Annotated in this window: 16 protein-coding genes and 1 tRNA gene; 4 read left to right on the top strand and 13 right to left on the bottom strand. The window is 59.2% G+C overall.

Annotated elements, in window-relative coordinates; genetic code table 11:
* Nucleotides 1-361: 361 nt before the first annotated feature.
* From Q666_RS47455 to Q666_RS47415, 10 genes are all read right to left on the bottom strand, one after another.
* A complete protein-coding gene (locus tag Q666_RS47455) occupies nucleotides 362-1,957 on the bottom strand; it encodes a bifunctional metallophosphatase/5'-nucleotidase (RefSeq protein WP_022999905.1) in 1,596 nt (531 codons plus the stop codon).
* A 487-nt stretch (nucleotides 1,958-2,444) separates the two neighbouring features.
* Complete coding sequence (gene yacG / locus Q666_RS0133220; RefSeq protein WP_031268946.1) at nucleotides 2,445-2,648, bottom strand: DNA gyrase inhibitor YacG; 204 nt, start codon at nucleotides 2,646-2,648, stop codon at nucleotides 2,445-2,447.
* A gap of 88 nt (nucleotides 2,649-2,736) precedes the next feature.
* Nucleotides 2,737-3,363 carry a Maf-like protein gene (locus Q666_RS47450; RefSeq protein WP_006939342.1) on the bottom strand — a complete coding sequence of 209 codons (627 nt, stop codon included), beginning with the start codon at nucleotides 3,361-3,363 and terminating at the stop codon, nucleotides 2,737-2,739.
* Nucleotides 3,364-3,406: 43 nt separating this feature from the next.
* Nucleotides 3,407-3,625 carry a translation initiation factor IF-1 gene (gene infA / locus Q666_RS47445; RefSeq protein WP_006939340.1) on the bottom strand — a complete coding sequence of 73 codons (219 nt, stop codon included), beginning with the start codon at nucleotides 3,623-3,625 and terminating at the stop codon, nucleotides 3,407-3,409.
* Between the two features lie 117 nt (nucleotides 3,626-3,742).
* Nucleotides 3,743-4,357: a GNAT family protein gene (locus Q666_RS47440; RefSeq protein ID WP_022999903.1), complete on the bottom strand. Its 615-nt coding sequence runs from the start codon at nucleotides 4,355-4,357 to the stop codon at nucleotides 3,743-3,745.
* 15 nt (nucleotides 4,358-4,372) lie between these two features.
* The gene (locus Q666_RS47435; RefSeq protein ID WP_022999902.1) at nucleotides 4,373-4,825 is read right to left on the bottom strand and encodes an arsenate reductase ArsC; all 453 of its coding nucleotides are present in this window, start codon (nucleotides 4,823-4,825) and stop codon (nucleotides 4,373-4,375) included.
* A gap of 5 nt (nucleotides 4,826-4,830) precedes the next feature.
* The gene (locus tag Q666_RS47430; protein WP_022999901.1) at nucleotides 4,831-5,334 is read right to left on the bottom strand and encodes a UPF0262 family protein; all 504 of its coding nucleotides are present in this window, start codon (nucleotides 5,332-5,334) and stop codon (nucleotides 4,831-4,833) included.
* Between the two features lie 30 nt (nucleotides 5,335-5,364).
* Nucleotides 5,365-6,672 (bottom strand): histidinol dehydrogenase, encoded by a 1,308-nt coding sequence (gene hisD, locus Q666_RS47425; RefSeq protein WP_051990123.1) that lies wholly within the window; start codon nucleotides 6,670-6,672, stop codon nucleotides 5,365-5,367.
* A gap of 42 nt (nucleotides 6,673-6,714) precedes the next feature.
* Entirely contained in the window at nucleotides 6,715-7,152 is a 438-nt protein-coding gene (locus Q666_RS47420; RefSeq protein ID WP_031268943.1) for a DUF2948 family protein, read from the bottom strand.
* A gap of 148 nt (nucleotides 7,153-7,300) precedes the next feature.
* Nucleotides 7,301-7,513 carry a hypothetical protein gene (locus tag Q666_RS47415; RefSeq protein ID WP_022999898.1) on the bottom strand — a complete coding sequence of 71 codons (213 nt, stop codon included), beginning with the start codon at nucleotides 7,511-7,513 and terminating at the stop codon, nucleotides 7,301-7,303.
* 155 nt (nucleotides 7,514-7,668) lie between these two features.
* On the opposite strand from Q666_RS47415, the gene Q666_RS47410 reads away from it, so the two are divergent.
* On the top strand, nucleotides 7,669-8,157 hold the full coding sequence (locus tag Q666_RS47410) for a DUF3124 domain-containing protein (RefSeq protein WP_022999897.1): 489 nt from the start codon (nucleotides 7,669-7,671) through the stop codon (nucleotides 8,155-8,157).
* A gap of 79 nt (nucleotides 8,158-8,236) precedes the next feature.
* On the opposite strand, the gene murA is transcribed toward Q666_RS47410, so the two are convergent.
* On the bottom strand, nucleotides 8,237-9,526 hold the full coding sequence (gene murA / locus Q666_RS47405) for a UDP-N-acetylglucosamine 1-carboxyvinyltransferase (protein WP_022999896.1): 1,290 nt from the start codon (nucleotides 9,524-9,526) through the stop codon (nucleotides 8,237-8,239).
* Nucleotides 9,527-9,701: 175 nt separating this feature from the next.
* A complete protein-coding gene (locus Q666_RS66400; RefSeq protein ID WP_022999895.1) occupies nucleotides 9,702-9,884 on the bottom strand; it encodes a hypothetical protein in 183 nt (60 codons plus the stop codon).
* A 605-nt stretch (nucleotides 9,885-10,489) separates the two neighbouring features.
* On the opposite strand from Q666_RS66400, the gene Q666_RS47390 reads away from it, so the two are divergent.
* From Q666_RS47390 to Q666_RS0133215, 3 genes are all read left to right on the top strand, one after another.
* Nucleotides 10,490-10,564 (top strand) — tRNA-Thr (locus Q666_RS47390).
* A gap of 251 nt (nucleotides 10,565-10,815) precedes the next feature.
* Nucleotides 10,816-12,120 carry a hypothetical protein gene (locus tag Q666_RS47385; protein ID WP_022999893.1) on the top strand — a complete coding sequence of 435 codons (1,305 nt, stop codon included), beginning with the start codon at nucleotides 10,816-10,818 and terminating at the stop codon, nucleotides 12,118-12,120.
* Between the two features lie 6 nt (nucleotides 12,121-12,126).
* On the top strand, nucleotides 12,127-12,918 hold the full coding sequence (locus tag Q666_RS0133215) for a hypothetical protein (RefSeq protein ID WP_152533335.1): 792 nt from the start codon (nucleotides 12,127-12,129) through the stop codon (nucleotides 12,916-12,918).
* Nucleotides 12,919-12,959: 41 nt separating this feature from the next.
* Here Q666_RS0133215 and Q666_RS47380 read toward each other — a convergent pair whose 3' ends face one another.
* Entirely contained in the window at nucleotides 12,960-13,580 is a 621-nt protein-coding gene (locus Q666_RS47380) for a PhzF family phenazine biosynthesis isomerase (protein ID WP_022999891.1), read from the bottom strand.
* Nucleotides 13,581-13,629 lie beyond the last annotated feature (49 nt).

Below are 13,629 nucleotides of genomic sequence, written 5' to 3'. Positions count from 1 at the left end.
CGGGGCGAGCCCCGTTCGCTGAAAGCCCGGTCCTTATAGAGGCTCCCTGAAACCTTGTCCAGCACCCCGGCAAAGTTTTTTGCCGAACGGCCTCACCTCACCTGTTGAAAACTTTCAGCCCCACTAACCTTCTGAAAAACAACATCTTTCCCGAGCCTGACTAAAATCGTTTCGTACTGTGTCACATATATCTCGGCTTCTGTCGCAACAAGGCACGTGGTCGGAGGCTCTCTGGCCCACAGTCAAGTCATCACCTCTATCCTGCGGTACGCACCCGATCTCCCCCAAATACTGACGTGCAAACGAAAGAAGCGCGCCACGAATGGCGCGCTTCTGACAGTCATCAACGATCCTGTAGATCTTATTTTACGGTGATCCGGTCGTCCGTGTAGGCTGAGTAACCGTTCTTGCCCGCAAGATAGTCGGAAACCACATCGGCCAGGTCCGGTCCGAAGTCATAGGCGTTCATGCCGTTGGTCGCGAAGATCTTGTAGCCGTCGCCGCCACCGCGCATGTAGTTGTTGGACACCACGCCATAGACCTTTTCCGGATCCAGCGGGACGTAGCTGTCGCCTTCCATCACCATGACATCGGAGATCCGCTCCCCGGCAGGTTTGGTCTTGTCGAAGGAATACTTAAGACCGGCGACTTGCGGGAAACGGCCCGCGCCCTCTTCCACCTGGCTGACACCGTTTTCCAGAGCCGCGATCACATCGGAACCCTTGAGTTCGAAAGTGGACAGCGTGTTCTGGAACGGCAGCACCGTCAGGACTTCGCCCTTGGTGATCTCACCGGCGTCGATGGAGGCACGCAGACCACCGCCGTTCTGGATGGCGATCTGGACACCCTGGCCCTTGACGCGATCAAGCATGGCATCTGCGACCAGGATCCCCATTTCGCAAGCCTGGGCCCGGCAAACTTCCCGGTCGGCGCCGATGGGAGCATCGGCCTGGGCAACGACTTCCTTGCGGATTTCGTCGAGCGGTTCGGCGAGTTCCTTGATGCGGGACACAAGTTCCGGATTTTCGACGATGGTGTTGTCGATGATGATCGGCTCACCGGCAGCTTCCGTGATGACGCCATTGTCGTCAAAGGTCACGTTCAGCTCGCCCAGGAACTTGCCGTAGGCGTAGGCCTGAACGACGGCGGTCGGCGTTCCATCCGGACCGTCGATCATGGTCGGATACGGGCCTTCGGCATCGTCCGACGTGTTGGACAGGTAAGTGTTGGAGTGGCCGCCGACAATCACGTCGATGCCAGGTGCCTTGGCAGCAACTTCCTTGTCGACGTTATAGCCGGAGTGGCTGAGGACGATGATCTTGTTGACGCCTTCGGCAGCAAGTTTCTCCGCTTCGCGGGTTACGGCTGCAACCGGATCGGTGAAGGAAATATTCGCGCCGGGGCTGGCCAGTTCGTCGGTATCTTCCGGCGTCAGGCCGATCAGGCCGATCTTCTCACCGCCGCGTTCGATGACGATCGAAGGCTTCAGCACATCGGCAAGCTGAGGCTCCTTCGACACATCCGCGTTGGACATCAGAACCGGAAACTCCACCGCATCCATGAAGCCGCGCAGGACTTCAGGTCCATCATCAAATTCATGGTTGCCGACGGTCATTCCGTCGTAGCCGAGCTTGTTCATGAACTCGGCGGCAGCCTTTCCCTTGTAATAGGTATAGAACAGCGTGCCCTGGAACTGGTCACCACCGTCGACGAGGATCGTGTTGTTGCTGGCCGCGCGGCGATCCTTGATGATCGTGTCGAGGCGCGCTGTGCCACCGAAGCATTTGCCTTCTGCATTGTCCTCTTCACCGCAGGTCGAATCGTACTTGTTGATCGGCTCGATACGGCTGTGGAAGTCGTTGGTATGCAAGATCGTCAGCGAATAATCGGCATAGGCTGCCGTCGACAGTGCCGTGGTCACGGACAGCACTGCGGCGCTCAGAAAACGTTTTTTCATCGGACCCTCGCCCTTGGATAGGTTGGTTATGCCGTATCAGGAACGAGACGCCTGACGCCGGCTTCCCGGTGTTCTTAAAAACCCCGTACGCCCCTCAACAAAAGGCATCAACCCTACCGGACAAAACCGGAATTCAGGGCGTCAGGATCGCCGGTATAAAAAGATCTTGGTGCAGTTTTATGACAGCTGCAAGTGTTTGGCGGCATGAAACTGAAAAAAATTTTGCTGGATAAATATTTTTGCAGCGCTGCCTAAAAATAGCTCAATCCCGCCAACTCTGCCGAGCCAAGTTCCGTGGCAGCCGGCTGAACAGGCAAATGGCAAGTCTTCCCGAAAACTCCGGTGACGGGCGGTTTTCAGGGACTTTTGTGAAGATTTTCAGGAAAGGAGCACTGAGGCGCCGAGTTCTGCCTGGAATACCGGCAAGGCCTTCGCACCTGCTTCGCCGGCAAACGAACCGGCGGATCACATGGCGCACCAGGACCTGTCAGGAGCGGTCTTCGTCCGGGAAATTGCTCTCGTCGATATCGTCGGTTTCCACCACGGGTATGGTGTACCCCTCGGAGAACCAGCGGTTCAGATCGATCTTGGCGCAGCGATCCGAGCAGAACGGATAATCGTCCGGCGTCGACAATTTCGAGCAGATTGGACAGGGGCGCATGCGCCGTTCGGGTTTCTGGCTTTCGGCCATTTCACTCTCCGGATTTCTGCTTCGCGCCAACTGCTGAAAAGGCAGCCGGTGATGGATCATCGGCTTGCCGAATACGATCTCGACAGCTTCAGGCTGCCGCTGTCGCCCAGCCCTGATGCACAGGGTATCCGGCTGAACTCAGCAGGTTCGCGGTTTCCACCAGGGGCAGTCCGACCACCGCCGGGTAGGACCCGACCAGTTTGACGACAAAACTTCCCGCGAGCCCCTGAATGGCATATCCGCCTGCCTTGCCACGCCACTCGCCGGAGGAAATATAGTCGTCCATGTCCTTGCGCGTCAGGCGTTTGAACCGCACGCGGGTTTCGACAAGCTTGGAACGGACCTTGCCGTTTGCCTCTGCAACGGCCACCCCGGTGAACACCCGGTGGCCACGGCCCGACAGGAGAGACAGGCACATGAGCGCCTGATCGGTCAGCTCCGCCTTGGGCAAGGCCCGGCGGCCGACCGCAACCACGGTATCGGCAGCCAGCACCACACTGTCCTGCATCGCTTCGGACGCATCGGCCATCTGACGAACGGCTTCAGCCTTTGCACGTGCAAGGCGCAGCGCAAGACTGCGCGGTGTTTCATGCTTCTTCGGCGTTTCGTCGATATCGGCCGGCAGGAGGTGATCCGGCTCCAGTCCGATCTGCTGCAGCAGCGCGAGGCGGCGCGGCGAGGCGGAGGCCAGGATCAACTGAGGGGCATTGGTCATCTAAGAGCGAGCCTTGCAGCCGGGGTCACCTTGAAGGATCCGCTTACTTGAAGCGGTAGGTGATCCGCCCCTTGGTAAGATCATACGGGGTCATTTCGACAAGAACCTTGTCGCCCGCCAGTACGCGGATACGGTTCTTGCGCATACGCCCTGCCGTGTGGGCAATAATTTCGTGATCATTTTCCAGTTTTACGCGGAACGTCGCGTTCGGCAACAGTTCTGTTACGACGCCCGGAAACTCCAGAGCTTCTTCTTTGGCCATTTGATATCCTGAATAAAGCGGGCCCTGCCCGCGGGTGCCGGGGAAACTAACGGATTAGCGGCAGAAAGTGAACCTTTCTTTCCACCGCTATGCAAAGAAACTGCCAGATCCTATGCATCACCCCCTGCGATCGCCATTTCCTGCCGGATTTACGCCGGAAAACCCGGCATTTTCCTGCTGTTCACGCCACTCATCTTCAAGAATTGCGTAATAGAACTCTTCGTCCCAACCACCCTTGAACAGGGCATGCTCGCGAAAATGGGCCTCCCTGCGCATGCCCAGGCGTTCCATCACTCCCCAGGACGCATTGTTGCGGGCGTCGCAGCTGGCGAAGATGCGGTGCAGTCCGAGATCCTCGAACCCCATGCGCAGTAGCGCGCGGCCAGCCTCCGTGGCAAAGCCCCTGCCCTGATATTGAGGGTTCAATGTGAACCCGATCGTGCCCTGGCGCGCCTCCACGTTCGTCACCCTCAGCGAAACGTCACCGATGACACCACCGTCCTTCCGTTTCTCTACCGCTAAGGCCAGTGTCCCTTCACCATCCAGGCACTTCATGTCCGCCCATTTGGTCAGTTTCGACCGGATTTCCTCCAGGCTCCGTGGTTCCCAGAACTGGAAACGAGCAACCTCCGGCAGAGACTGGTAGGCATGGAGTGCCTCCGCATCGCCTGGCTCCATGGGACGCAGTACCAGCCGGTCCGTCAGGACCTGCGACGTGATCTCGAATTTCATCTTGTTCCTTCAGGTTCAGCCGCTTGGCGGCGGCGCCCAGTCCAGGCGCTTCTTGATGCGCATCATGAGCTGATCGCGCACTGCCCGGTATTCGCCCAGGATCTGCTCCCGGCTGCCGGTGGCAAGGGTCGGATCGAGTGTCGGCCAGTATTCGACTTCGACCGATTCCGTTCTCGTCATGTCGAGCGCCTTGTGGTGTGCCTCGGGAGCGAGAGTGACCACAAGATCGAACCCGGATTCGTCCAGATCCTCGAATGTCTTCGGCGTGTGCCGGCTCATGTCGACGCCTATTTCGGCCATGACCGCGTCCACGAACGGGTCAACCTTGCCGGAACGGACACCGGCGGAACGCACATAAATCTGGCCGGGAAAGAGTTTGGCCGTCAGAGCCTCGGCCATGGGCGAGCGTACGGAATTCATTCCGCAGGCAAAAAGCACCGCAGTCGGACGCATGCCCGGCCCGGCCATATCCGTCAGCCCTTCCAGTGCAAGGCGTAAACGAGGGTAAACAGCCGTCGTGCCGTCTGCATGTCGACTTCTATCTTCCCTTCCAGCCGCTCCATCAAAATGGCAGAACCTTCGTTGTGCACCCCGCGCCGCCCCATGTCGATCGCCTCGATCTGGCTCGGTGTCGCGTGGCGGATGGCCTCGTAATAGCTTTCGCAGATCAGGTCGTAGTCCTTGACGATCTTGCGCAGCGGAGACAGTGACAAAACATGAGTGACGACTTCCTTGTCGTCATCGGTCCTGATCCGGAAAACCAGCTTCTTTTCGATTACCGACAGGTTGAGAACATAGCTCGCAGGCGGATGCCCGACGGGCTGAAACGCGTTTTCCTCAATCAGGTCGTAGATCGCAACAGCACGGTCATGCTCCACTTCCGGTGTGGACCGGGCGATAGAGGCTTCGTCCAAAACCACATCAACCAGCTTTCCGCCGGTTTGCTGCGGTTCGGGATCCGGGTGCGGTTCGCTCATCTGGTCGAAGCCTCTTCTTCAAATCGGGAGCTATAAATTCAGTCTGATGGAAACAGAGCGCGCGTGCGCCGACAACCCCTCTGATTCACCAAGAGCGATTGCCGCCGGCCCGAGCTGACGCAGATTATCCGCATTGCATTTCAGGATCGAGGTGCGTTTGACGAATTCCAGCACGCTCAGACCCGACGAAAAGCGAGCCGACCGCGCGGTCGGCAACACATGATTGGACCCGCCGACATAGTCGCCAATGGCTTCAGGCGTATAATGGCCCAGGAACACGGCACCTGCGTTGCGCACCTTTTTCAGCAGCGCTTCCGGATCGGCAACGGCAAGTTCCAGGTGTTCGGGAGCAATTCGGTTGGCTAGCGGCATTGCCGCCTCCAGATCGTCCACCAGGATGATTGCTCCGTAATCCTGCCAGCTGGCACGGGCAACATCTTCTCGCGGCAACGTTTTCAACTGCGCTTCGACGGCAGCTTCCACCTGGCTCGCAAGATCTTCGCTGTCGGTGATCAGGATCGACTGCGCAGCGGTATCGTGTTCGGCCTGTGCCAGCAGATCGGCAGCAAGCCAGTCGGCATTGTTGCCACTGTCGGCCAGGATCAGCACTTCGGACGGGCCCGCGATCATGTCGATGCCGACCGTTCCGAAGACACGGCGCTTGGCAGCCGCCACAAAGGCATTGCCCGGACCGACGATCTTGGCGACCGGGGCAATGGTCTGCGTTCCATAGGCGAGAGCAGCCACGGCCTGTGCACCGCCAATACGATAGATTTCCGTGACACCGGCAATTCTGGCGGCAGCCAGCACCAGCGGGTTCAGCACCCCGTCCGGGCTCGGAACCACCATGACGATGCGTTCCACGCCCGCGACCTTGGCCGGCACGGCATTCATCAGAACCGAACTCGGGTAGCTTGCGGTACCACCGGGCACATAGATGCCGACAGCCTCGACAGCGGTCCAGAGCGAACCGAGTTCCACGCCGATGGGATCGGTATAGCGGTCGTCCTTCGGCATCTGGCGGGCATGGTGGGCGTGAATGCGGTCGTGGGCAAGCTGCAGGGCGTCCAGCGTCTCCTGCGGCACCTTTGCAAGCGCGGCATCAATTTCTGCGGCGGACACCGTCAGTTCGGCCATGCTCTCGGCCTGCAGCCGGTCGAACCTTGCCGTATAGTCGAGGACTGCCTTGTCGCCTTCCGTGCGAACACGCTCGAGAATGTCCCGGACGATCTGGTCGACATCCTCCGACACTTCCCGTTTGCCGGAAAGGAGAGCCTTGAACTGGTCTTCGAAGCGGGCGTCGTTGATGTTAAGGCGTAGAACCACGCAATTCTCCATCATGTGCGGTGCCGTGCACCGTCTGTCATTCCGTGCGGGCGGTCAGCTGAGGTCGTGTTGCGGCAGGTTCGGCGTCGACCATGCGGCGCCCAGGTCCGACAGTTGCGCCTCGATGCAGTCCACCTCGAGCGCAAGGCTGCCACCACCTGCAAAGGCGAGCTGGATCGTGCCGGCCGGCTCTTCGCCCGGCTCGAAGGTCACGGCGAGCAATTCCAGGACGGCACCCTTGGCCTTCTGGTTGATGTTCTGGGCCTTCATGGCCTTGACCTGCGCGAAGGCCAGCGCCGTGCGGCGGCGCTCATGCTCTTTCGATCGCTTGTCGGCTTCCTTGTCCCACACGAACCGGTTCAACACGAACACGGCCTTCTGCTCCTTCGGCAGATAGCGGATATCCGCGATGGTGATCACCGCGTCCTGCAGATGGGCGGAAAGAACCTGAAGGTCTTCCTGGTCAAGGGCGGCAAGTTTCAGCTGGTCCATTTGCTCTTGTTCTGATCCGGTCATGCGTTGTCTGGCAGGACGCATATAAGCGACGTTCTGCCCGGTCCCAAGGCTGTTGCCTAATGGGGAATAACGGTTTTGGCAATCTCCAATGCCCTGAAACATGCCTTGCGGCATCGTGGAGCCCTCAAGGGCCTTCATCCACCCGCTGGCGCAGATCCGCCTTGACCTCGTCCAGCGATGCAATCCGCCGGAAGATCCGACGGCCCAGCCAGAGCCCGAACACAAGCAAGAAGAAGCCCAGAGACGGCCCGTAGGGCGCCGGAACAAGGACAACAGCGAACAGTGCCGCAAAGGCAAAGGCCAGCTGGACCAAAAACCGGATTGTCTGTGCATTCATGCAGTCGCTCCAACTTCGTCCCGCAGGTTATCCCGGCGTCGATTTGTAATCACCCGCCATCTGCCTTCCGTCTTGCAATCAGGGCACGCATTCTGGAAAGTGACGCCAGCACATCAGGGCGACACCCTACCATCACACGAACGCACGGGCACGCAATGCTGAAACGATCCACCTGCCTCGGCCTGCTGGCAGGCAGCCTGCTTCTTTTCCAGACGCCGATGGATGTCCAGTCACAGGATTTTACCGAGAAGGTACTGGGTGAGACCATATATGTCCCGGCCTATTCGCGGGTCTTTTCCCACCCGAACAGGTCCGACCTTCTGGCGGCAACACTTGCCATCCACAATATCGACCCTGAAGCCACCATTACGTTGCAGCAGGTCGATTATCACAACGAGGATGGCACCTTGCTGCGCACTCTGCTTGATGCGCCGGTGGACCTTGCGCCCCTACAGTCGAAAACAGTGCTGATCCCGATCAACGACACCTCTGGCGGCGTCGGGGCGAACTTCCTGCTCGTGTGGTCGTCGGATAGCGGTGCCCTCAGCCCCATCGCAGAAGCCATCATGACCAGTGGCAGCGGCGGTCCCGGCCCCTCTTTCACGTCACGAGGCCGGGTGATCAAGCGGCAAACGGCGGAGTAGATTTCGCGAAAAATGCATTACATGGGGTGCGGCGCAGTCCACGCCGCCCATGTTTTGACACCGTAATCCGATGGCTTTATCAGGCCGAGATGCGCTCGATCTTCGCACCGCAGCGGGTCAGTTTGTCTTCCAGACGCTCAAACCCACGGTCGAGGTGATAGACACGGCTGACCGTCGTTTCGCCTTCTGCTGCCAGACCGGCAATAACCAGCGAGACGGACGCCCGCAGATCCGTTGCCATGACCGGAGCACCGCGCAGGGTCGAGACGCCTTCGATCATTGCCGTGCGGCCGTCCACATGGATCTGGGCACCGAGGCGGGCCAGTTCCTGCACGTGCATGAACCGGTTTTCAAAAATGGTTTCGGTAATCCGGCTCGTGCCGCCGGCCTTCGTCATCAGGGCCATGAACTGGGCCTGCAGGTCGGTCGGAAAGCCCGGGAACGGTTCGGTGGTGATATCCACCGGCTGGATGCCGTTGCCATTGCGGTAAACCTTGATGCCGTCGGCGGTCTGCGTAATGTCCGCGCCGGTCTGGCGAAGTGTCTCGAGCGCCGTTTCCAGAAGGTCCGAACGGGCGCCTTGCAACAGAACGTCACCGCCGGTCATGGCAACAGCCATGGCATAGGTGCCCGTTTCGATCCGGTCCGGAACAACCGCGTGATGCGCACCATGAAGGCGCGGCACACCCTGGATGCGGATGGTCGATGTGCCTTCACCCTCGATCTTCGCGCCCATGGCCTTCAGACATTTGGCAAGATCGACGACTTCCGGCTCACGCGCGGCATTGACGATTTCCGTCTCGCCACTGGCCAGCGTCGCCGCCATCATGATGGTGTGGGTTGCACCGACGGAAACCTTCGGAAACTCGACGCGAGCACCTTTCAACCCGCCCGGGGCCTTGACGATGACATAGCCGCCGTCGATCTCGATCTCGGCGCCGAGCGCTGCCAGACCGTCGATGAAGAAGTCTACCGGCCGCGTGCCGATCGCACAGCCGCCAGGCAGCGAGACCCGCGCCTCATGGCTGCGGGCAACCAGCGGGCCGATTACCCAGAAGCTGGCACGCATCTTGGAAACCAGCTCATAAGGCGCGGTGGTGTCGACGATTTCACGGGCGGTCAGGTTCAGCGTCTGTCCGGCAAGGTCATCCTGGCCACTGCGCTTGCCGTTCACCGAGTAATCAACCCCGTGATTGGACAGGATCTGCATAAGCTGGGCAACGTCGCGAAGGCGCGGCACATTCGACAGCGTCAGGGTCTCATCCGTCAGGAGCGATGCGATCATCAGCGGCAGTGCCGCATTCTTCGCGCCGGAAATCGGAATGACACCATTCAGTTCCGCACCGCCAACGACCTTGATACTGTCCATGTTTTTCCCCGAACAGGACCGTGCTCACCGCACGGCCATCCCTTTGCATACGTCAAGAAACTCACATCAAACGTGCGGTCTACACGCAAGTTATGGCCCATGCAAGGCGCGCAACCGGCTGCGACCGGGCAATTTTGGGGCGATACAGTCCTGCCGAACGTCCGGCTGGTGGCCCTCAGTCGGCGTCCCGCGTCTTGGCAGCAGACTTGCGGCGGCGCAGATTGGCTCTCAAGGCTTCGGCCAGCCGGTCTTCGCGGGATTTCGCCCCGGCTTTGTCCGAGGCCTTTTCGCCTGACTGCTTGCCGGATTTTCCGCCGCCGCTTTCAGCGGACTTGTGCTGCTGGTCTTTTTCGCCCATGGCGCGCCTGTGTGATGATCCTGTGATTCATTTGTCTAGCAAGCTGCCCGCAGCTTGCCTAGGCGTCTTGTGTCTTCCGCCTTGTTTGCCGCTAACCCTGCCAGCTTCAGCAGCATTCGGTCTTCCAATCGCTGCCCAAAACGTGTCCGCGGCCATGCCGCCCCCCACCAAAGATAAGCAGCATCGCGCCAAGTAGCCTGCACACGGTGCTGAGCCTCGCCTTCAGTCTTCCCTGTTCCCAAACTTCTGATTTCCCCGGACGCTGCTTCCACACGCCTTTCGGCGAGGGCCTGTCTCCCCTCTCCCGAAAAGGCCAATCTGCTCTGCGCCTCGACCGGCAAGATTGCTTAATATCCACAGGCGAAACAGGGCCAAAAGCACCAGCTTTGCCGCGCCAACCCTTCAATCGTCCCGGCTTTGACGGGAGGGAGCAAATGACTGCGGAAAAAAATCCCAAAACACTGCTTGCGTCCCCGAAGGTCTTATGGCAAAAGCCCCCTCATTCCGGTCGGCACCGCTGATCGGCACCAGCACTTGCGTCTTGCAACTCAAGCTTTTCAAGCAAAAAAGTTCGACGCCGCGCCTGTCCCAAAGACAAGCCAGATGCTGCCGTAGCTCAGGGGTAGAGCACTCCCTTGGTAAGGGAGAGGTCGAGAGTTCAAATCTCTCCGGCAGCACCATTTCACATTTCTTCCCGCAAAAGACGCTAACGCCCTGAATGGTAAGACAATTTCTGGCGTTCTACAGTCCTCGATTCGGGTGTATTCCAAGCGCTCATCAAAAGCCAATCTGAAGACTGTTTTCTGCAACGCGATGGCGCATGGGCCTTCAAGGCTTTTCCTCGCGCTCCATTGCCGGAATAACGCCGCAATGCTTGGTTTTATGGGGTAAAGCCCTAGCTAAGCTGCTTGCGAGCTTGTGAGGAAATGCGATGAATGAGAGCCAGACGAAATTGACTGCTGCGGAAGCAAAAGGCCTTCGCACTGCCAAGGAGCTTGAAGCTCATCTTGCTTGGCTTGAAACCTTCACACCTGCGGCGCTCGGCGTTCTGGCAATCGCTTCCGGTATCTACACCTACCTAGGTGTGTCCTCTCTGCTGGAGGATACGGGCGCGATGAGTTTCTTCGCGGCGGTCGCCTATTCCGTCGCCGTATCAGTCGGAATTTTCGTATTCTGGAGCTACATGCTTCGGCTCATGCCCGCGATGCGCAGTGCGGCGGGTTTCATCGGGCTTTCTGTTTCAATGCTCGTGGGGTCGGCTGCAATCATTGCCATGTCGAGCTGGCTCAACGCTGCCGCGCTTGCGGGATCGGCGGCTGTCGAACAACACCTGGATACGACAGTCCGCGACTACCAGGCGGCTTTGGAGCAGGCACATGAGATCGCCCTTTCGGGCCAGGCTCTCGGTCGCGAGGTTCAACGTGCCATGGAAGCGTTCGAAGCACTCGCCCAACAGGAACGCTCCGGCGAGCTCTCAGGCACAGCGGGTGAAGGCGCAGTCTTTCGAGTTCTGACGCAAAAAACCGAAGAGCTCCAGAACCTTGAGGAGCAGATTTCAGAACAAAAGCCGCTGATCGACTCTGCCTTTGCCCGGGGCAACGAAATTCTTGGGCGCATGCGAGCTCTGACGGTTGCCCCCGGCCCGGTTGAACAAAGGTCGGTCGCGTTTTCGGAGGAAAGCGTGCGTCTTGCCGGCGTTATTGCAAACCTGAACCAGTACTCCGTTGCACCGCTCGTCGCTCGAGCCGCCGAGGACTTGCCCGCATCTGTTGTACTTCCCGAACTTGATGGCCGAAACAGCAGCGTTCGGGACGCTCAATCAAGCACCATCGCATCCGTATTGAACGCCCTCGACCAACGCAGCCAGACCCTGCGGCGCGCAGCCGATGAAGTGCTGGCGTTGGAGCCACCACAGGAGACGGCCTATAATCCGATCTCAAGCGCCGACGCTGTGATCAGGTACGCAGGCAACTTTGTCCCCTCATGGGCTGGTGCTATCGCGATCGACCTCCTGCCCGCCGTTCTGGTCTTTGTGGTCGCAATCACCCAGGCATCGATCCGTAGCGGCCGGGATGGGCTAAGCATCGAGGAAACCCTGACGCTCGCAGACCTCAAGGCAGCAATCAATGCGATGAAGGATGTCGAGGCTTCGATGGGTGCGGCAGACAAGGAAGTCTTGCGCCGTGTCGCAAATGCGGAAACTTCCGAGCCCGCAAACCTGAATGCCGCGGAGTAGCATGACGTGTTTTCCGAGCGCCTTGATACGTCGCGGATAACCATCCAGCGCAGCTTGAAGTGGGTTTTGGTCGCTCAGGCGATCCTGGCAGCCTTGCTGGTGCTCTCGCATCTGCAGGCTCAATGGACCCCGGGAGCTAGCGGCAACGATGCACTGCCGTCCGGACCCACGACACCCGGCGATCAGGTGAGGCACTACGATCCATCTCGAAGCTTTCCCGACTTCATGCGGACACCTGCCCCGTCGAATGTCAAAATTCCGGGTGACATGCCTCCCAGGCTTCAGTTTGAAGTGATCGACAGAGGTGAATTGGGGGAAGCGATTTTCCTGAAGGGCCGGATCTCATCTGGAGACGCCGAACGCTTTACGAGCTTCCTGGCCAGCCTGGAAGAAGCCCCCAAAGTGGTTTCACTCCATAGCCCCGGTGGCAATGTGAGTGAGGCATTTGAAATTGGTCGTAGCCTGCGCGCAGCTGAGCTGGATACCACCATGCTGCCTGGTCTGGTGTGCCTTTCGTCGTGTCCTTACATTTTTGCAGCCGGTGTCAATCGTTCAGCCTCCAAGGATGCTGCCGTAGGCATGCATCAGCACTACTATGACACCCCCGGCTACATGCCTGTTTTCCTGGCGGTGGAAGAAATTCAGTACGGCCAGGGGGAAACGATGGAATACCTGATAGAGATGGGTATCGATCCAGGCCTGATGGTCCATTCTCTCAATACGCCCCCCAAGGAAATCTACATCCTGGTTGAAAATGAGCTTCTCGGCACCCGGCTCGCGACGGAAATCCTGGACTGAGCACCGATCAGCAGAGGTCGGGTCTGAGCCCGCTCCAAAAGCTAGAGATGCAATTGGCCCGTTGCAGTGAGCACAGCGGAACCGGTCAGCTCAACAGCGTCGGGGCGCACGAGAAGCCGAATATGGCTTTCCCTACCCATAGAAACTCCCTGTACGACCGTGAACGTTTCTTGTCCTCCAGCACCGCTGCGGTTGGCCAATAGCCACCCCAGCGGGCCTGCGGCACTTCCTGTTGCCGGGTCTTCCCGAATGCCTACCGTTGGATTGAAGAAGCGGGCATAGGCTTCCCCTCTCTGTTCACCGGATGTCGTGAAAACATAACATCCTTGCGCACCGGCACGCTCCAACAACGGAAGAAGCATGGAGGCGTCAGGCTCCGCACGATCAACTTCGTCGCGCGAAACGAGCCTGACGAGCATATGCGCCGCACCCGTGGAGACCACAACCGCTTCCTGCGGCCCAAGGGCCGGCTCAGTCTTGTCGAGCCCCAGTGCTTCGGCAAGCGCCTCCAAGTCCCCGACGTCGCCAATATGGCGCGGCATGGCCTGAGCCAGGGAGACAGTGGCCCGCCCATTTTCCCGTCCGATCGAAACTGGAAGAAGCTCTTCCCCCAGTTGCTGAACAAATGAGGCGCCTTCACCTAGTTGACCCGTTTCTGCCAACCACCGCCAGACACCAGGTGAAAATCGACGCGATGCATCCTCCAGCAAG

This window comes from Labrenzia sp. C1B70 (assembly GCF_000475395.1).
Taxonomy (GTDB): domain Bacteria; phylum Pseudomonadota; class Alphaproteobacteria; order Rhizobiales; family Stappiaceae; genus Roseibium; species Roseibium algicola.
Note: the sequence above shows the minus strand (reverse complement) of the source record. Positions and strands in the feature narration are given on the sequence as shown.